The sequence below is a fragment of the Burkholderia sp. Bp9031 genome (assembly GCF_003857965.1).
In the GTDB taxonomy this organism is placed as follows: domain Bacteria; phylum Pseudomonadota; class Gammaproteobacteria; order Burkholderiales; family Burkholderiaceae; genus Burkholderia; species Burkholderia ambifaria_A.
On record NZ_QTPW01000001.1, the window covers coordinates 243,045 to 260,200 of the forward strand.

15 protein-coding genes are annotated in these 17,156 nt (G+C 64.5%); 6 read left to right on the plus strand and 9 right to left on the minus strand.

What is annotated here, in order from left to right:
- Positions 1-23 precede the first annotated feature (23 nt).
- Entirely contained in the window at positions 24-812 is a 789-nt protein-coding gene (locus DIE15_RS01100) for an SDR family NAD(P)-dependent oxidoreductase (protein ID WP_057925093.1), read from the minus strand.
- 182 nt (positions 813-994) lie between these two features.
- Positions 995-1,831: an alpha/beta fold hydrolase gene (locus DIE15_RS01105; protein ID WP_124832070.1), complete on the minus strand. Its 837-nt coding sequence runs from the start codon at positions 1,829-1,831 to the stop codon at positions 995-997.
- A gap of 138 nt (positions 1,832-1,969) precedes the next feature.
- On the opposite strand from DIE15_RS01105, the gene DIE15_RS01110 reads away from it, so the two are divergent.
- The 6 genes from DIE15_RS01110 (at position 1,970) to dmpG (ending at position 8,744) form a co-directional block, all read left to right on the plus strand.
- Complete coding sequence (locus DIE15_RS01110; RefSeq protein WP_057925091.1) at positions 1,970-2,749, plus strand: SDR family oxidoreductase; 780 nt, start codon at positions 1,970-1,972, stop codon at positions 2,747-2,749.
- Between the two features lie 160 nt (positions 2,750-2,909).
- Positions 2,910-4,475 (plus strand): DUF1302 domain-containing protein, encoded by a 1,566-nt coding sequence (locus tag DIE15_RS01115; RefSeq protein WP_124832072.1) that lies wholly within the window; start codon positions 2,910-2,912, stop codon positions 4,473-4,475.
- Positions 4,476-4,512: 37 nt separating this feature from the next.
- A complete protein-coding gene (locus DIE15_RS01120) occupies positions 4,513-5,895 on the plus strand; it encodes a DUF1329 domain-containing protein (protein WP_124832074.1) in 1,383 nt (460 codons plus the stop codon).
- A 105-nt stretch (positions 5,896-6,000) separates the two neighbouring features.
- Positions 6,001-6,783 carry a 2-oxopent-4-enoate hydratase gene (dmpE, locus tag DIE15_RS01125; RefSeq protein ID WP_057925088.1) on the plus strand — a complete coding sequence of 261 codons (783 nt, stop codon included), beginning with the start codon at positions 6,001-6,003 and terminating at the stop codon, positions 6,781-6,783.
- A gap of 13 nt (positions 6,784-6,796) precedes the next feature.
- A complete protein-coding gene (locus DIE15_RS01130) occupies positions 6,797-7,696 on the plus strand; it encodes an acetaldehyde dehydrogenase (acetylating) (protein WP_057925087.1) in 900 nt (299 codons plus the stop codon).
- Positions 7,697-7,712: 16 nt separating this feature from the next.
- Positions 7,713-8,744: a 4-hydroxy-2-oxovalerate aldolase gene (gene dmpG / locus DIE15_RS01135; protein ID WP_124832076.1), complete on the plus strand. Its 1,032-nt coding sequence runs from the start codon at positions 7,713-7,715 to the stop codon at positions 8,742-8,744.
- A gap of 103 nt (positions 8,745-8,847) precedes the next feature.
- Here dmpG and DIE15_RS01140 read toward each other — a convergent pair whose 3' ends face one another.
- Genes DIE15_RS01140 through DIE15_RS36825 form a run of 7 tightly spaced genes read right to left on the minus strand, consistent with a single transcriptional unit; the run spans position 8,848 to position 17,053 of the window.
- The gene (locus DIE15_RS01140) at positions 8,848-10,317 is read right to left on the minus strand and encodes an efflux transporter outer membrane subunit (RefSeq protein ID WP_124832078.1); all 1,470 of its coding nucleotides are present in this window, start codon (positions 10,315-10,317) and stop codon (positions 8,848-8,850) included.
- A 6-nt stretch (positions 10,318-10,323) separates the two neighbouring features.
- Entirely contained in the window at positions 10,324-11,454 is a 1,131-nt protein-coding gene (locus DIE15_RS01145; protein ID WP_124832080.1) for an ABC transporter permease, read from the minus strand.
- A 2-nt stretch (positions 11,455-11,456) separates the two neighbouring features.
- On the minus strand, positions 11,457-12,383 hold the full coding sequence (locus tag DIE15_RS01150) for an ABC transporter ATP-binding protein (RefSeq protein WP_124832082.1): 927 nt from the start codon (positions 12,381-12,383) through the stop codon (positions 11,457-11,459).
- Complete coding sequence (locus tag DIE15_RS01155; protein ID WP_057925082.1) at positions 12,380-13,345, minus strand: HlyD family secretion protein; 966 nt, start codon at positions 13,343-13,345, stop codon at positions 12,380-12,382. Before DIE15_RS01155 ends, DIE15_RS01150 begins: the two co-directional genes overlap by 4 nt.
- 42 nt (positions 13,346-13,387) lie before the next feature.
- A complete protein-coding gene (locus DIE15_RS01160; protein WP_124832084.1) occupies positions 13,388-14,602 on the minus strand; it encodes a S9 family peptidase in 1,215 nt (404 codons plus the stop codon).
- Positions 14,595-15,761: a phosphoadenosine phosphosulfate reductase family protein gene (locus DIE15_RS01165; protein WP_185734328.1), complete on the minus strand. Its 1,167-nt coding sequence runs from the start codon at positions 15,759-15,761 to the stop codon at positions 14,595-14,597. The genes DIE15_RS01160 and DIE15_RS01165 overlap by 8 nt, the downstream gene beginning before the upstream one ends.
- 38 nt (positions 15,762-15,799) lie before the next feature.
- On the minus strand, positions 15,800-17,053 hold the full coding sequence (locus tag DIE15_RS36825; RefSeq protein WP_185734330.1) for a hypothetical protein: 1,254 nt from the start codon (positions 17,051-17,053) through the stop codon (positions 15,800-15,802).
- Positions 17,054-17,156: the final 103 nt, after the last annotated feature.

The following is a 17,156-nucleotide window of genomic DNA, read 5'->3' on the forward strand; positions in this document are numbered from 1 at the left end:
GTTGTGGCACGCCGTCAGGCGCGTCAGCGCGCGGTGTAGCCGCCGTCGATCACCAGCTCCGCTCCCGTCACGTAGCGCCCAGCCGGCGACACGAGATACAGGATGCCGGCCGCGATGTCGCGCGGGCTGCCGATCTTCGCCATCGGCACGTGCGTCTGCATGTATTCGAACGCGCGATCCGGATCCTGGCCCATCTGGCGGAACGCGTCCTCCAGCATCGGCGTGCGGATGTAGCCCGGATGCACCGAGTTCGCGCGGATGTTCTTCGCCGCGTACAGCATCGCGTCGACCTTCGCCATCATCCGCACCGCCGCCTTCGACGCGTGATACGCGGGCACGTCGGGGCCGCCGACGATCCCGTACATCGACGACAGGTTCACGATCGAGCCGCCGCCGGCCGCTTCGAGGTGCGGAATCGCCGCGCGCGTGCACAGGAACACGCCGTTGACGTTCACGTCCTGCACGCGCTGCCACTGCGCGAGCGTGAGTTCGTGCGTCGGCACGTTGTGCCCTTCGATGCCCGCGTTGTTCACGAGCACGTCGAGGCGCCCGAAGCGCGCGACAATCTCGCCGAACACGCGCGCCACGTCGGCCTCGTGCGTCACGTCGAGCGACCAGAACGCAGCCTGGCCACCCTGTGCGCGAATCTCCTCGACGAGCGCCTGCGCCGGTTGCGACAGCACGTCGAGAATCGCGACGCTCGCGCCGGCCGCGGCCAGCGTGCGTGCCGTTTCGGCGCCGATGCCACGCGCGCCGCCGGTGATCGCGGCCACCTTGCCGCGCAGGTCGAACAGGTCTTCGATGAGTTTCATTGCAATTGCTCCGAGAAATCTCGCCACTTCCCCCAAGGGGACTTCCTTCGGGGCGGATGGCGGGAAGGAAGGGCGTGCTGTTGACAGGCTGTGGGAATCCCCCGCCTTTAGGCGGAAGAGGGCGTCAATGCGTCTCCGTTATTCAGGCGAACCGTCGTCGAACGGCCCGGCCATCAGAGGCGTTATCGCGCAGCCGGCGCGGCCAGGAAATCGAGGCATTCCCGATTGAAATAGCCCGCATGCTCCACCATCACCCAATGGCCGCAGCGGTTCAGCAGCACGAAGCGCACGTCGCGGCAGCGTTCGAGGAACGTCAGCGCGCCGCCGACCGGATTGAAGCGGTCGTCCGTGCCCCAGAAGCCGAGCACCGGGCAGCGCAGGTCGGCGAGCGCGCCCGTCAGGTTCGGCACGCTCATCGTCGACAGCACTTCGGTCGGCTGCTCGACGCATACCTTCATCCGCTCGGCGACGAGCGCGTCGGTGACGATTGCCGGATCGTGCACCAGCAGCGTCAGCAACTCGCGCATGGTGTCGTCATTCATCTGGTGATTGGTGAACAGCTTCACCATCCGCTGGATCCCTTCCATCCGGAAATAGGTGTCGCGATCCTCGACGCCGCCCGGCGCCATCATGATCAGTCCGTCGACTTCGTCGGGGTAATCGAGCGCGTACTTGAGCGCGATCGCGCCGCCGAGCGAGTTGCCGAGCAGCACGGCTGGCCCGATACCCAGTGCGGACAGCTGCGCGTGCAGCGCGCCGACGAAGAAATCGAGCGTATAGGCGACGTCGGACGGCTTCGACGACTGTCCGTAGCCCGGCAGGTCGACGACGATCGCGCGATGGCCGGCGGCCGCGAACGCGGGGTAGTTGTGCTTGAAATTGCTGAAACCGCTGGCGCCCGGGCCGCTGCCGTGGATGAACACCACCGGGCGGCCTTCGCCCGCCTCGAAATGATGCAGGCGCAGGCCGCCCGGTACCTCGGTGAAGATGCCGGCCGGCGGCGTCGTGGGGGTCGTCATCGCGGGTTGTCTCCTTCGTCGGTCGATGGATGCTTGCCACGATGATTGCGCCGCAGGCGCCGCCCGGCATCATCCTTTCAGACTACGAAGCCGCGCGCGCTTGTTCCTATCATCGGGCCACCGAAACGGAGGCAGACGATGAACGGATTCGACTACAGCGGCAAGACGGTGCTCGTGACGGGCGGCACCAAGGGCATCGGGCGGCGCATCGCCGAGCGTTTTCTCGCGGCGGGCGCACGCGTGTTCGTGTGCGGGCGTAGCGCGCCCGACACGCCGCCTTCGGCCGGCGGCCGCACGGCCCGCTTCGTCGCGACCGACCTGCGCGACATCGAGCAGGTCGACGCGATGCTCGCGACGATCCGCGCTGCGGCCGGCGGCCTCGACGTGCTCGTCAACAACGCGGGCGGCTCGCCGTTCGCGCTCGCGGCCGACACATCGCCGCGCTTCACCGAATCGATCGTGCGGCTGAACCTGATCGCGCCGCTGCAGCTCGCGCAGCGCGTGAACGCGATCATGCAGCCGCAGCCGCACGGCGGCGTGATGCTGTTCATCGCGAGCGTCAGCGCGTCGCGGCCGTCGCCCGGGACGGCCGCCTACGGCGCCGCGAAGGCGGGCCTCGTCAACGCGGTCACGTCGCTCGCGGTCGAGTGGGCGCCGCGCGTGCGCGTGTGCGCGATCAGCCCGAGCCTCGTGCAGACGGAATCGGCTACCGACGGCCACTACGGCGACGACGATGCGCTCGACGCCATCCGCGCGACGATACCGGCCGGACGTCTCGCGACGCCCGACGACGTCGCGGCGGCGTGCCTGTTCCTCGCATCGCCCGACGCGTCGTACACGTCGGGCACGAACCTGCGGCTCGATGGCGGCGGCGAACGGCCCGCGTTCCTGTCGGCGGCACAAGCGAACGCGCGATGACACACGCTGCGCACGCAGCACACGCAGCGTTGCCCGATCGTTTCCAGTCCTAGGGAAGTCATCTAGTTCATTTTGACGATTCCCTGCTACCGCGATCTCCCTACTCTGCCTCTCACGACAACCACAGTCGACCGTCGTCGATACCCCCAGAGGAGACACCATGCATCAACGGATTTCGCGCCGTACCGACAAGCGGGCCGCCGCCACGCTGTCGACGCTGGCCGCCGCGCTGCTGTCGTGCGCCGTTCCCGACGCACACGCAGGCAGCACGATCGCGCTTGGCGCCGACACGACGCTGGACTATACGTTCACGCTCAGCTACGGGCTCGGCATGCGCACGCGTGCGCCGAGCGGCAATCTGCTGACGCCCGCGAACATCAACGGCGACGACGGCGATCGCAACTTCGCGAAGAACAAGCTGATCGAGAACCAGGTCAGTCTGCTCGGCGAAGTGAACCTGAAGCACGACGACTGGGGCGTGTTCGTGCGTGCGGATACGTTCTACGACCAGGCCTATCACCGCCCGAACTACAACGACGCGCCGGGCACGGTGAACCACTCGGGTCAGTACAACGACTTCACGAGCGACGCGCGCTACTGGTCGGGCGGCCACACGACGCTGCTCGCCGCGTATGCGTACAACACGTTCCATCTCGGCTCGACGAGCCTGAACGTGAAGGTCGGCGACCAGGTGGTCGCATGGGGCGAAAGCCTGTTCTTCCCGAACATCGCGGGCGCGCAGGGTCCCGCCGATGCGGCCAAGTCGTACATGGCGGGCGCCGAGGTGAAGGACATCCTGCTGCCGGTGCCGCAGATCTCGACGCAGTGGCAGATCACGCCGAACTTCAGCCTGCTCGGCTACTACCAGTTCTCGTACCAGCAGAACCGGCTGACCGCGCCCGGCACGTACTGGAGCTACTCCGACGTCACGGGCCCCGGCGCGCAGTACATCATCGGCCCGGGCGGGATGATCATTCCGCGCGGCCCCGACGACAAGCCGAGCGCGCGCAACCAGTGGGGTATCGGCGCGCGCTTTCGCGTCCTCGGCGACACCGAGCTCGGCCTGTACCACCTGCACTACAACGACATGAACCCGAGCGTCGTCACGACGTACTTCCCGACGCTCCAGTACCAGCAAAAGTATTTCAGCAACATCAAGCTGACCGGCGCGAGCTTCTCGACGCAGGTTGGCCCGGTGAACGTCGCGGGCGAAGTGTCGTACCGCCAGGGCGCGGCCGTGCTCGTCAACACGCCGACCGGCCCGCAGTCGACGCGCGCGAACGTGCTGCAGACCAACCTGTCGGGCATCTATTCGATCGGGCCGAGCTTCCTCGCGAACTCGCAGTCGCTGATCGGCGAACTGACGTACGTGCATGCGGGCAGCATCTCCGAGCTCGACGGCTCGACGACGCTCGCCAACTCGCGCAATGCGCTCGCGATGGAGATCGCGTGGACGCTCAGCTACAAGAACGTGTTCAACGGCTGGGATCTCGACGTGCCGCTGACCTACACGCACGACCTGACCGGCACGTCGCCGCTCGCCGGCGCGCTCGGTTCGCTCACGGGCCAGGGCGATCACCGCGTGACGGCCGGCGTGACGTTCACGCGCCTGAGCAACCTGCAGCTGTCGCTCGTCTACGCCAAGTTCCTCGGTTCGCCCAACCCGGTCACGCGTCCGCTGTCGGATCGCGACTATGTGCTCGCCACGGCGACCTACCACTTCTGAGCGGCCCGTCCGCTCGTCACTCAGCAAGAGGATTGTCATGAAGCGAATTCGTCTCCCCCTCCTGCGCGCGTCGGTGATGGCCGCGTGCGCACTCGTCGCGACGGCGTCGTTCCCGAAAGTCACGCCGGACGACCTGAAGGCGCTCGACGGCCCGCTGACGCCGATGGGCGCGGTACGCGCCGCGAGCAAGGACAGCAGCGTGCCCGAGTGGTCGGGCAAGTGGCTCGGCACGCCGCCCGACGTGCAATACAAGCGCGGCAGCCGCTACCCCGATCCGTTCGCGAGCGAGAAGCCGATCGCGACGATTACCGCGGAAAACATGGCGCAGTACGCCGAGCACCTGACCGACGGCCAGAAGGCGATGTTCAAGCGCTATCCGGCCAGCTTCAAGATCAACGTCTATCCGAGCCATCGCGACTTCCGCTACGCGGATTCCGTCTACAAGGACATCCGCGCGTACGCACCCGATTCGACGATGACTTCCGACGCGAACGGGCTGACCAACGCGCCGCCGCAGGTGCCCTACCCGATTCCGAAGACGGCCGCCGAGCTGCTGTGGAACCAGCGCTTCTCGTCGGCGATCGGCACCGAGCAGGCGACCTACGACCAGGCGGTCGTGTATTCCGACGGCAACATCGCGTGGGGCAAGGTGCGCTACGACATCTACTCGCCGCGCAACGTCGGCAAGTACGACGTGAAGAGCGACCTGAACAACCGCACGTTCTATCGCAATGCGACGGAGCTGCCGCTGTCGGACCGCGGCTCGCTGATCGTCGGCTTCACGAACTGGGACAAGGCCGGCGCGGACAACTCGTCGCGCACGTGGATGTACAACCCGGGCACTCGGCGCGTGCGCCAGGCGCCGGAATACGGCTACGACCAGCCGCAGGGCCCGGGCGGCTTCCGCACCGTCGACGACGACCGCCTGTACAACGGCCCCGGCGACCGCTACGACTGGAAGATCGTCGGCAAGCGCGAGGTGTACGTGCCATACGACAACTACAAGGCGATGGACAGCTCGGTCAAGTATGCGGACCTGCTGACCAAGGGTCATGAAAACCCGTCGTATATCCGCTACGAGCTGCATCGCGTGTGGGTGCTGCAGGCGACGCTGAAGAGCGGCTACCGCCACCAGTACGCGAAGCGCGTGCTGTACATCGACGAGGATTCGTGGATGACGCTGCTCGCCGACAACTACGACGCACGCGGCCAGCTGTGGCGCACCAACGTCGCGACGACGCTGTACGCGTATGACGCGAAGACGTTCTACCCGGGCGTCGTGTTTTTCCACGACCTGATCTCCGGCGCGTACATGGCCGACCGCCTGACCAACGAAGGGCCGATGCCGAAGCTCGACAGCAGCCCGCAGTTCAGCGAGGCGTACTTCTCGCCGGACGCGATCCGCAGTTCGGGTAACTAAGCAACGCGCGCGGAACGTCCGCCATCCACGCGCCGGAGCCTCGCTCCGGCGCACGACGCCGCCCGAGGCGGCGGCCTTTTCCATTCGAGACTCGAGGGCCCTTTCATGTCTTCCCGCCTGCATACGACGCTCGGCGACGAGCTGTACGCCGCGTGGCACGCGCGCGCGCCGGTCGCGCCGCTGTCGAGCCGTCCGCGCCGCCTGTCGCTCGACGATGCATACCGGATCCAGCAACGCTTCATCGAACGCCGCGTCGAACACGGCGAAGCGGTCGTCGGCAAGAAGATCGGCGTGACAAGCCAGGCCGTGCAGGACATGCTGAACGTGCGCCAGCCCGATTTCGGCATCCTGCTGTCCGGCATGCACTACGCGGCCGGCGAGGCGATCGCCGCCGAGTCGCTGATCGCGCCGCGCGCCGAAGGCGAGATCGCGTTCATCCTCGCGCGCGACCTGCGCGGCCCCGGCATCGACCGCACGGATGTGATCGCCGCGACGGCCGCCGTCGCACCCTGCTTCGAGATCGTCGATTCGCGCATCCGCGACTGGGCGATCCGCATCGAGGACACCGTCGCCGACAACGCGTCGTGCGGCGTATACGTGCTCGGCGACGCGCGCGTCGATCCGCGCACGCTCGATCTCGCCGCATGCGAGATGACGATCGAGAAGAACGGCGAGCCCGTCGCGCAAGGCCGCGGCGATGCGGCGCTCGGCCACCCCGCCGACGCGGTCGCGTGGCTCGCGAACACCCTCGCCGCATACGACGTGCCGCTGCTCGCCGGCGAGATCGTGCTGTCCGGCTCGCTCGCGAAGCTGATTCCGGTCACCGCCGGCGACGCGCTGTCGATGCACATTTCCGGCATCGGCGGGTGCGACGTCCGCTTTATCTAAAGGAACGACCCTGATGAAGAAAATCAAATGCGCACTGATCGGGCCGGGCAACATCGGCACCGACCTGCTGTACAAGCTGCGCCGCTCGCCGGTGCTCGAACCCGTGTGGATGGTCGGCGTCGACCCGGCGTCCGACGGCCTCGCGCGAGCCCGCGAGTTCGGCCTGAAAACCACCGACCGCGGCGTCGACGGGCTGCTGCCGCACGTCGTCGACGACGAGATCCGCATCGCGTTCGACGCCACGTCGGCCTACGTGCACCGCGACAACTCCGACAAGCTCACCGCGCTCGGCGTGAAGATGATCGACCTGACGCCCGCCGCGATCGGGCCGTACTGCGTACCGCCGGTGAACCTCGACGCGCATCTCGACAGCGCGCAGGCGAACGTGAACATGGTGACGTGCGGCGGCCAGGCAACGATCCCGATGGTGTACGCGGTGTCGCGCGTGCAGCCGGTCGCGTACGGCGAGATCATCGCGACCGTGTCGTCGCGTTCAGTGGGCCCCGGCACGCGCAAGAACATCGACGAATTCACGCGCACGACGTCCGGCGCGATCGAACAGGTCGGCGGCGCACGCAAGGGCAAGGCGATCATCGTGATCAACCCGGCCGAGCCGCCGCTGATCATGCGCGACACGATCCACTGCCTGACCGACGGCCCGCCCGACGTCGACGCGATCACCGCCTCGGTGCATGCGATGGTCAAGGAAGTACAGCGCTACGTGCCCGGCTACACGCTGAAGAACGGCCCGGTGTTCGACGGCAACCGCGTGTCGGTCTTCATGGAAGTCGAGGGGCTCGGCGACTACCTGCCGAAGTATGCGGGCAACCTCGACATCATGACCGCCGCCGCGGCCGCCACGGCCGAGCGTTTCGCCGAACAGATGCAGGCCGCGACGGCCGCCACCGCTTGAGTCGAGGAGTCACACGATGTCACTTGCAGGCAAGAAGATCACCGTCCACGACATGTCGTTGCGCGACGGGATGCACCCGAAACGTCACCAGATCACGCTCGACCAGATGCGCGACATCGCGCGCGGGCTCGACGCGGCCGGCGTGCCGCTGATCGAGGTCACGCACGGCGACGGGCTCGGCGGCGCTTCGGTCAACTACGGTTTTCCGGCGCATACGGATGAGGCGTACCTGAGCGCCGTGATTCCGGAACTGAAGCAGGCAAAGGTGTCGGCGCTGCTGCTGCCCGGCATCGGCACCGTCGAGCACCTGCGCATGGCGCACGCACTCGGCGTCGGCACGATCCGCGTCGCGACGCACTGCACCGAAGCCGACGTGTCGGAACAGCATATCGGCCTTGCGCGCACGCTCGGGCTCGATACGGTCGGCTTCCTGATGATGGCGCACATGTCGTCGCCCGAGCAGCTCGTCGTGCAGGCGAAGCTGATGGAGTCGTACGGCGCGAACTGCATCTACATCACCGATTCGGCCGGCCACATGCTGCCCGACGACGTGACCGCGCGCATCGGCCAGGTGCGCGCCGCGCTCAAGCCGGAAACGGAACTCGGCTTCCACGGCCACCACAACCTCGCGATGGGCGTCGCGAACTCGGTCGCGGCGGTTGCCGCCGGTGCGAACCGGATCGACGCCGCCGCGGCCGGCCTCGGTGCGGGTGCGGGCAATACGCCGATGGAAGTGTTCGTCGCGGTATGCGACCGGATGGGGATCGAGACCGGCGTCGACGTGTTCGCGATTTCCGACGTCGCGGAAGATCTCGTCGTGCCGATCATGGACGCACCGATCCGCCTCGACCGCGATGCACTGACGCTCGGCTATGCGGGCGTCTATTCGTCGTTCCTGCTGTTCGCGAAGCGTGCAGAAGCGAAGTACGGGATTCCAGCCCGCGACATTCTCGTCGAACTGGGCCGGCAGCGGCTCGTCGGCGGGCAGGAGGACATGATCGAGGATGCGGCGCTGACGATGGTTCGCGCGCGGGAGGTGGCGGCGTAACGGAAGCCCTGCCCAGCCTTGCCCTGCCCCGTCGCGCCATGGGCACGGGATAGGGCAGTCTCCGGCCGGAGACGCAGCAGTCGCGGCTCCGGCGTGCCTGCCGTCAACGCGTACGATTCACATCGCCACCGACGGCGACGAAGAATGAAACCGTACTGGCCATCCTGGCCGCGCGAAGGCGAATCACCTCGACCCGCGCCAGATCGTACGCATACTCGGCGCGTAGCACGCGTAGCCGGTCGGCGCTGCCGATTTCGAACTGGCGTTGCGTCATTTCGAGATCCGTCTGTTGGCGTTGCACGACGGCCGTGCGGGCCTGCAGCGCAGTCGTATCGCGATCGATTTCGGTCATTGCATCTGCGACACTCTGCAACCCGCCTAGCACGACCTTCCGATATTCTTCAAACGTGGCATCGTAAGCGGCATACGCCGCATCCCGCGCCGCACGCAATTCTCCGCCGTGAAAGAGCGGTGCGCTTAGCTGGGCACCCATGTTCCAGATCGCCGCTCCGCCTGCGAACAACTGGTTGAGCACCAGAGGCGATGACCCGATGCTCGCACCCAGCTCGATCCGAGGGTAGAGATTCGCCGTGGCGACGCCGGCCAGTTCCCCGGCGATATGCAGGCTCGCCTCCGCTGCGAGAATGTCGGGCCGTTGACGCACGAGTTCCGACGGAACGATCGACGGCAGGTCTCGCGGCAACTGCAAATCGCCCAGACGAAACCGTGGCAGCAATTCGGGCGACGGAACACCCGCATAAACCGCTAGTTGGAACCGAGTTTTCAGCAGTTCCGCGCGCAATGCCGCCAGGTCTGCTTCGATTCGGTCGACGTCCGAATCCGCCTCGGTCGTTTCCCGATAAGCCACGCTGCCGATTCCATATCGTTCGTGCAGCGTCTGTCGAACGGCTTGCCGGTTCCGCAACACCACCTCGTTCAGCTCGATTTCGTCACGCAGCCGTCCTTCCCGGACCGCCGCAGCGGCGATATTGCCGGCCAGCGTCAGGCGTGCCGCGTCCGCCTGATGCTTTCTCAGCGCCGCTTCGTACCGTTTCGCCGCGATTCGATGGTGCTGCGCACCGAAGAAGTCGAAGTCGTATCGAACGCTCACGTTCGTGTTGTAGAGCATGAACGGCGATGGATTCGGAATCATCGGCAGGCCGGCCGAGGCGGTATTCAACTGCTCCTTCCTGACCGACGCGCCGAAGTCGATCTGCGGATAGCGGCTTGCGCCACGTTGGCCCGCAAGATACTTCGTGGCTTCGACCAGTCGCGACTCCGCGCTCCGTATGGACGGACTATCCTCCATCGCCTGCGCGACAAGCGCATTCAGTGCCGGCGAGCCAAAGCGCGACCACCAGCGCGTATCGTCGTCGGCAAGTGCGGAAACACCGTCTCGCTCGGTCGAACCGGCGCGCATTCCCATGAATGTGGAAGGCAATGCCAGATCGCTCGCGGATCGCGGGACAAACGCGGGATGGCTGCACCCTTGCCCCACGACGATCGCAACCGTGATCGGCAGAACCGCAATCGAGCGGCAAGCGCGGCGGCCAGGTCGGGTTCGTTGTGCCATCGTCGTTCAATCGAGTGTGGTTCGGTATGCGAGCAGGCCGATCGTCATTGCAACCAGCGCGAAAACAACCATCGCCGACGCATCGGGCCATATTTCGCTCCATCCGCTTCCCTTCAAGAGAACACCGCGAATGGCCCTGTTGAAATACGTCAGTGGCAGGCCGTTGCCGACCAGCCGCGCCCAGCCCGGCATACCTGAAAACGGAAACATGAATCCCGAGAGCAAGACGCTCGGCAGGAAATAGAAGAACGTCATCTGCATCGCCTGCAACTGATTCCGTGCGACCGACGAGATGGCGATGCCGACCATCAGGTTCGCGAGGATCAGCAACGACGCGAGGCAGTAGACGGTTGCGGGATTGCCTTCGAATGGAACGCTGAATACGAATCGGGCCGCCAGCAGGATAATCGTGCACTGCAGGACGCCGATCAGGATGTACGGAACGATTTTTCCGCAGATCACCTCGATGGATGTTGCCGGTGACGCAAGGATGTTTTCGATCGTGCCGCGTTCACGTTCACGCGTAATGGCAAGACTCGTCATCATGACCATCGTCATCGACAGGATGACGCCCATCAATCCCGGAATGATGTTGTACTGCGTAACGCCGGCCGGATTGTAGATCTTGTGCACACGGGCCGAGAACGCGTGCGGTGGCGCGGTTATCGCCAACACTCCCGTCAGATCCTTGTCCAGCACCGTTCGCACCATCGTGTTGAACGCGGCGATCGCATTTCCCGTCGCGGCGGGATCGGTCGCATCCGCCTCGACCAGGATTTCCGGATGCTCGCTGCGCACCAGCCGTCGCGAGAAATCGTGCGGCACGCTGACGACGAACTGTGCGGTTCCCTTTTGCAGGGCGTCACGTGCCGCCCGTTCGGAAAACAAGCCGTCCCGGACATCGAAATAGCCCGTATTGCGCATCCCGGCGACGAGCGATCGCGAAAATTCACTTGCGTCGTCCGCGAGTACGATCGTCGGAAGATGCTTTGGGTCGCTGTTGATCGCAAAGCCAAACAATGCCAGCTGTACGATCGGCAACACAGCGATCATTCCAAGCGTCACGCGATCGCGGCGGATCTGCAGGAACTCTTTCGTCACCATGCTCCACCAGCGGGAAACCGAGAATCCGATCATGATCAGCCAGGCTCCCCGGATGCGTCCTTCATCAAATGCAGGAAAACGTGTTCGAGATTCGTGTCGATTCTGTGGATCTCGATGCCATTGCCGCCGACCGCTTCGAGACTCTCACCGAGTACGGCGCCGTCGCGCCCCGATACGTGCAGCGCACGCCCGAACGCAATCACCTGCTCGACGCCCGGTCGGCCCTTTAGCCGATCGTTCAAACGTACGAGATCGCCCCCCGACACCGACCAGGTGTGGAGTGCATGCCGCCGGACGAGCTCATCGGCTTCGCCGTGTGCCAGCAGCGTGCCGTACGAGATGTAGGCCAGCTTGTGGCAACGCTCGGCCTCGTCCATATAGTGCGTGCTGACGAGCACAGAAATGCCGCGTGCGGCCAGGCGGTGCAGTTCCTCCCAGAACTCCCTGCGCACGCCCGGGTCGACACCGGCCGTCGGTTCGTCGAGCAGCAGCAGTTCGGGCGACTGCAGCAGCGCAGCGGCAAGCGCCACGCGCTGCTTCCAGCCGCCCGACAATGAGCCGGCCAGCTGATTCGAGCGCGACTCCAGCCCCATCTCGGCGAGGATCCGCGCGACGCGTTCCTTTCGTGCGTCGATTGCATACAATCGGGCGACAAAGTCGAGGTTCTCCCGCACTGTCAGGTCCTCCCAGTACGAAAAGCGCTGCGTCATGTAGCCGACGCGCCGCTTGATCTCCTGGCGTTCCGTCAGGATGTCGAATCCGAGGCAGGTCCCGCTGCCGGAGTCCGGCGTCAGCAGTCCGCACATCATGCGTAACGAGGTCGTCTTGCCGCTCCCGTTCGGACCGAGAAAGCCGAATATCTCGCCACGGCCGACCTGTAGGCTCAGGTTCTTGACGACGTGCCGTGTGCCGAAATGCTTGTTCAGCTCATGCACATCGATCAACGGCGTCGCCCCGTTCATGGCGTCACCTCGATCGGCAAGCCGGGATGCAGACTGCGCGCCGCAACGGTGTCAGGCTGCGCCTCGACGAGAAACACGAGCTTCGAACGCGCGTCATTGCTGTAGATGACAGGCGGTGTATATTCCGCGTCCGGCGAGATATGGCTGATCGTCGCCGAATAGCCGCGTTCGCACCCGTCGCATGCCAGGGTCACGACATGACCGACGCGCAGATTGGCCAGAGCGGTCTCAGGCACGAAGAAGCGCACCTTCGTATTGCGATCGACGAGAACCTTGACCACCGGGTTGCCGGCAACGACCCACTCACCCGGCGTAAAAAACGTATCGACGACGACACCCGTTCCGGGAGCCTGCACGGACCGTTGCCGGTATTGCGTCTGGAGCCGTTCGTATTCGGCCTGCAGTGCGTCGGCGCTCTGTCGTTGTGAACGCTGCTGACCGTCTCGTGCCGGCAAGCGCGCAGTCTTCAGTTGGCTGGCAAGCTCGCTGACTCGCGCATTGTCCGTTCGGGCGGCCGCACGCTCGCGTTCGAGCTGATCGAGCGAGATCGCATGTATCCCGTAGTCGGCTTCGGCACGGGCGAGCCGACGCGTTGAAAGAACGGCGCTCGCCCGTGCCTGTTCGAGCTGTGCCTTCACCGTATCGATTTCCGATGAACGCTTGCCTTGTTCCAGGTCGCCGAGCAGGTCCAGCGACGATTGCCACTGGTGATACTGGCGCTTGATTGCCTGTTCCAGGTCTGGAGCGCCGATCTCGAAGACGACAGCGCCAGCTTCGACACGGTCGCCGCGTGCCACGCGCAGAGTCTTCAGGTTCCCGGAGTACGGCGCCGACAAATAGGAAAACTGCCCTTCGATATAGCCGTGATAAGTTTCCTGCGATTTTGTACAGCCCGCGGTCAAGAGGCACGCGCAAACGAAGCCGTACCCGACCCACGGGGGCATGAGCGTGATGCGTTCCATAATGAAGAAACCTGATGTAGCACCGGTGTATGCGACGAACGTCTATGCGTGCGGCAGACGACGATCAGACTGGTATCGCGCGCCGATGCGCTGCATGTACGCGTCGAGAAAATCGGCGGCTGCCGCCCGTCGGACCTCCGTCACGTATTGCGTACAGCAATGGTCGCCGTCGGCGAACAGTGTCAGTCTGACGCCGTCGGACCGCCCGAGCCCGTTCAAGGTATCGCGCAGCCATGTCTTGTCCGCCACCGAAACAAGCGGGTCGCGTCCGCCATGAACGATATGGACGCGAGCGCGGATGTTTTCGAGCATCGCGACGTCACGAATGGCGAAGTGATCCGCCACGGTTCGAGCGTCGCTGACCGACGTAATGCCGAGAATCTGGCAAAACTTGCTTTTCAGGAAGAACGGCAGCTTGTTGAATTCGCGTGCGTCGACAGGGCCGCCCAGATCGAGAATCGCGCTCACGCGCGGGTCGATTGCGGCGATCTTGTAAGCCCACATGCCGCCCCAACTGATGCCGGCAATGGCATAGCCTTCCGTATCGATCTGCGGATAGTCGCTCAACGCGTCGACGGCCGCGACGATCGCCTCGTCGAAGTTCTCGGGCCATGTCGCACCGTCAAGCAGAAAGGCTTCGCCTTGCCCTGGTCCATCAATGCACAGCACGGCGAAACCCGCTTCCGAAAACAGCAGCTCGCTCGCGAGGTGCTCCTCCTTGACGTCGTCCATGCCGTGCACGATTACGATCAACGGGATCTTCCCCGACGGCAGCGGCGTCTCGGGAAAATGCAAATTCGCCCACATCGGCTTGTGTTTCCAGTCGACGCGCAGACGGGCGAATCGCGCGCCGAATGCCCGACGTTCAGCCAGGACGTAGAAGTCGCGACAATGCCGATAGGCCGCCATCTTCGCATCCGAAAGCGGCAGACACCCCCACTGGACCAGATGGGCAAGGAAGGACAGCCGCCGATAGTGCGCGATGGCCTCCTCGTCGGACATTCTGGGCAGCATCGCCTCGACCTGCCGAATCTCGTCGCGCAGGAATTCCATTCCCTTCGTCGGCCAGTCGGAAAGACCATGCAACGCGGCAAGAAAGCGATCCAGCGTGTTCTGGTCGAACAGCGCCGCACGCCAGCGGTTCCAGAAGGGTCGCGTGATGTTCTTCACGCCCACGACGCGTGAAAGCGTGAAGACGGCGCGGCTCAGGAAGTGATCGGCAAAGGAGTACGCTTCGGTTTCGCTCAGGTTACGCATCGTGATTTCCCTTTCGAATCGTCACGCCGAATTCGGCGGCCTCCTGCTCGCTCAAGCCGAGCATCGTCGCGCCGAGACGCACGATGGCAGGATCGGGTGAGCTGGACGCCGCCCGATCCGGCGCGTGACCGAGCCGACGTTCGTTCGCGTCGATCACCTGATACAGATCGAAACCGAACCTCGAACGCATGACCGCCCGGCCCAACTCGTTGATCATGCAGTTCGAACTGCAAGCGCCCGTGTTTTTCGGGAGAATCCAGTCATATCGCTCGATATGCGCAATCTGGATCTCCCGCGCGGGCTTTCGTATCAGTTCGTAGTACGGCACGAGCACGGTCGGAAACCGGATGTCGTCTGGATCCGCGTCCAGCGAACCCGAGTGGTCCGGAATCACTTTGCGGAATGGCTGCACGAACTTGGCAACGAGATCGTTGACCTTGGGCAATGCCCGCGCGGACAACACGCCCGTACCTTCGAGATTCAACCGGTTCTGCCCTTTCTGCGTGCCGATGAAGCAGAGCGGGATGCGATGGCGATTCGCGAATGCGCTCGCACTGACTGCGATCAACGAAAAACACGGCCAGCACGCGGAGCCGTACGTCATTGCCCCTTTCTGCAGATCGACATCCGAATTTTCGTCTATCGAGAATCCCGATCGGAACAGCGCATCCGTGAGCGCTTTGTCGGGGCGCTCGATGACTAGCGGAATACCGAGCTTCTCGGTAACGCGCCGCGCGCTCTCGAGGGTCTGCGGTGACTGATAACCGGGATCGAGCATCCACGCGCAAACATTCAGCCCTTTCTCGGCGAGTTGAACCAGCATGTAGGTGCTGTCCTTGCCGCCGCTGTAGAGCACCATTGCGGCATAGGTCGAGCGCGGCTCACGTGTCGGTATCGAATCGAGCATGGCCGCTGCCGCCCCTAGACTGCCGTCGCCGACGATCGGCACGCGTTTGGCGACGGAGAGCGCCTTGTGACGCCAGGTGCGCTCGCCGTCCGCAGCGGAAATGATCGCGTCGAGCAACCATTCATGATCGGCATCCGGTTCGTATTCCGTGCGTCGGACAGACTGCATGCTCGAACAGTGTGCGCATAGCCCAGATGCAACGGCCTCGTCGGCATCGGTGCCGTTCATCAGCGCGTCGTAGTGCAACGGCATCCCGCACTGGTTGCATCCGCGATGGATCGGAAACGTTTTCACGGACGACCTCCCCGAACGCCGGACGGTCCGGCCGCATCGCGCAAAAAGCGGCGGAAAGCGGCGACATCCAGCAGATGCTTTCCGCATTGGAGCGGCGGAATTCCGAATTTCATGTCGTCGAACGCACGCTCGTAGGCAAGCAGTTGCGCCACATCGGCCTCGCCGATATTGCTCGCGAGCTGCGGCAGACTCGCGCGCAACAGCCCCTCGGCGAGGCACGACCATGAAACGACGCTGCCGTGTCCGACATCGTCGGCAAAATCAAACGGAAAGTATGACCGGTATGCGATCTCGCCTACGTCGACAAGCCCCGCATCGCATGGGAGGATGTCTCCACGTACCCGCACGCGCGCCCACGCTGCGTTGCGATCCCAGCAATAAGGCTGGCTGTCGTCGATCAGGATCGTGCCGGCGCGCACGAGGTCGATATCGAGGATGGATGGCGTGCTGACCGCGCTGACGATTACGTTGGCATCGCGATAGCACCGGCTGCCATCCGGCAACGCGTAACGCGTCGGAAGCGCCTCTACCGAAACCCGCATCGGCGAACATGCCGCCAATTCCTCCGCCAGGGCGCGAACCCGGTCCTGCTGTTGCAGCGTGTCCACCAGGATCAGTTCCGCCGGCCGCGTTACCCGCGGCGAGTGCGCCAGCAGCCTGGCCACCCCCGCGCCCACACTACCGACGCCGAGAATGGCAAGGACGACGTCGTTCCCGTTCAACCCCGACTCGGACAGTGCCTTGTCGAACTGACGGACGATCGAGACCGACGTCACCGCATGGCCGGTCGTCAATTCGATACCGAGTTCCCTCGAGTGCGCTTCGATGCGGCGGCCGTATTGCGTCAGCGCCCCGGTCAGACCGCCCAGGCAGACGTGCCGCGCGCCCATTGCGGCTGCCTTGGTCAGCCCCTCCTTCTTCATGCGGTTGCGGCTGGATGCCCGCTTTCTGGGGTCGATCATGTCTTCCGCAAGAATAGGCAGGAAGAGGATTCCGATGTTGATGTCTTTCGCCTCGATGATCTCGCCATAAACGGGCTGCAGACAGTCCAGCAAATCAGCCAGTGCGTCGTCGTCGAGCGTGCCGGCCCATGGAAACATCCGTACGACATCGGCTCGGTCGCGAGGATGCGTCAGCAGAACGACATCCACATCGCGTGGAGCGCCGCGTCCCAGCCATTTCCTTTGCGCGGATGGGCCGAAGTAGACATTCGATGCCGTTGCCAGCGGAGATTCTTTTCTTTCTTCCATTGGTGCGCCTCCATCGCTTCAGTTTGAATGGGCACGACGAATCCATACGGAATGGACCGGTCAATTTGGCCACACGATAAAACCGTGCTCGTGAAATGAGCAG

What these genes read in the sequence shown, in the direction of transcription:
- DIE15_RS01110 (WP_057925091.1), top strand. Translation starts at nt 1,970, where the DNA reads ATGAACGGATTCGACTACAGCGGCAAGACGGTGCTCGTGACGGGCGGC.
- DIE15_RS01145 (WP_124832080.1), bottom strand. Translation starts at nt 11,454, where the DNA reads ATGATCGGATTCTCGGTTTCCCGCTGGTGGAGCATGGTGACGAAAGAG.
- dmpE (WP_057925088.1), top strand. Translation starts at nt 6,001, where the DNA reads ATGTCTTCCCGCCTGCATACGACGCTCGGCGACGAGCTGTACGCCGCG.
- DIE15_RS01115 (WP_124832072.1), top strand. Translation starts at nt 2,910, where the DNA reads ATGCATCAACGGATTTCGCGCCGTACCGACAAGCGGGCCGCCGCCACG.
- DIE15_RS01100 (WP_057925093.1), bottom strand. Translation starts at nt 812, where the DNA reads ATGAAACTCATCGAAGACCTGTTCGACCTGCGCGGCAAGGTGGCCGCG.
- DIE15_RS01155 (WP_057925082.1), bottom strand. Translation starts at nt 13,345, where the DNA reads ATGGAACGCATCACGCTCATGCCCCCGTGGGTCGGGTACGGCTTCGTT.
- DIE15_RS01120 (WP_124832074.1), top strand. Translation starts at nt 4,513, where the DNA reads ATGAAGCGAATTCGTCTCCCCCTCCTGCGCGCGTCGGTGATGGCCGCG.
- dmpG (WP_124832076.1), top strand. Translation starts at nt 7,713, where the DNA reads ATGTCACTTGCAGGCAAGAAGATCACCGTCCACGACATGTCGTTGCGC.
- DIE15_RS01160 (WP_124832084.1), bottom strand. Translation starts at nt 14,602, where the DNA reads ATGCGTAACCTGAGCGAAACCGAAGCGTACTCCTTTGCCGATCACTTC.
- DIE15_RS01105 (WP_124832070.1), bottom strand. Translation starts at nt 1,831, where the DNA reads ATGACGACCCCCACGACGCCGCCGGCCGGCATCTTCACCGAGGTACCG.
- DIE15_RS01130 (WP_057925087.1), top strand. Translation starts at nt 6,797, where the DNA reads ATGAAGAAAATCAAATGCGCACTGATCGGGCCGGGCAACATCGGCACC.
- DIE15_RS01150 (WP_124832082.1), bottom strand. Translation starts at nt 12,383, where the DNA reads ATGAACGGGGCGACGCCGTTGATCGATGTGCATGAGCTGAACAAGCAT.
- DIE15_RS36825 (WP_185734330.1), bottom strand. Translation starts at nt 17,053, where the DNA reads ATGGAAGAAAGAAAAGAATCTCCGCTGGCAACGGCATCGAATGTCTAC.
- DIE15_RS01165 (WP_185734328.1), bottom strand. Translation starts at nt 15,761, where the DNA reads ATGCCGTTGCACTACGACGCGCTGATGAACGGCACCGATGCCGACGAG.
- DIE15_RS01140 (WP_124832078.1), bottom strand. Translation starts at nt 10,317, where the DNA reads ATGGCACAACGAACCCGACCTGGCCGCCGCGCTTGCCGCTCGATTGCG.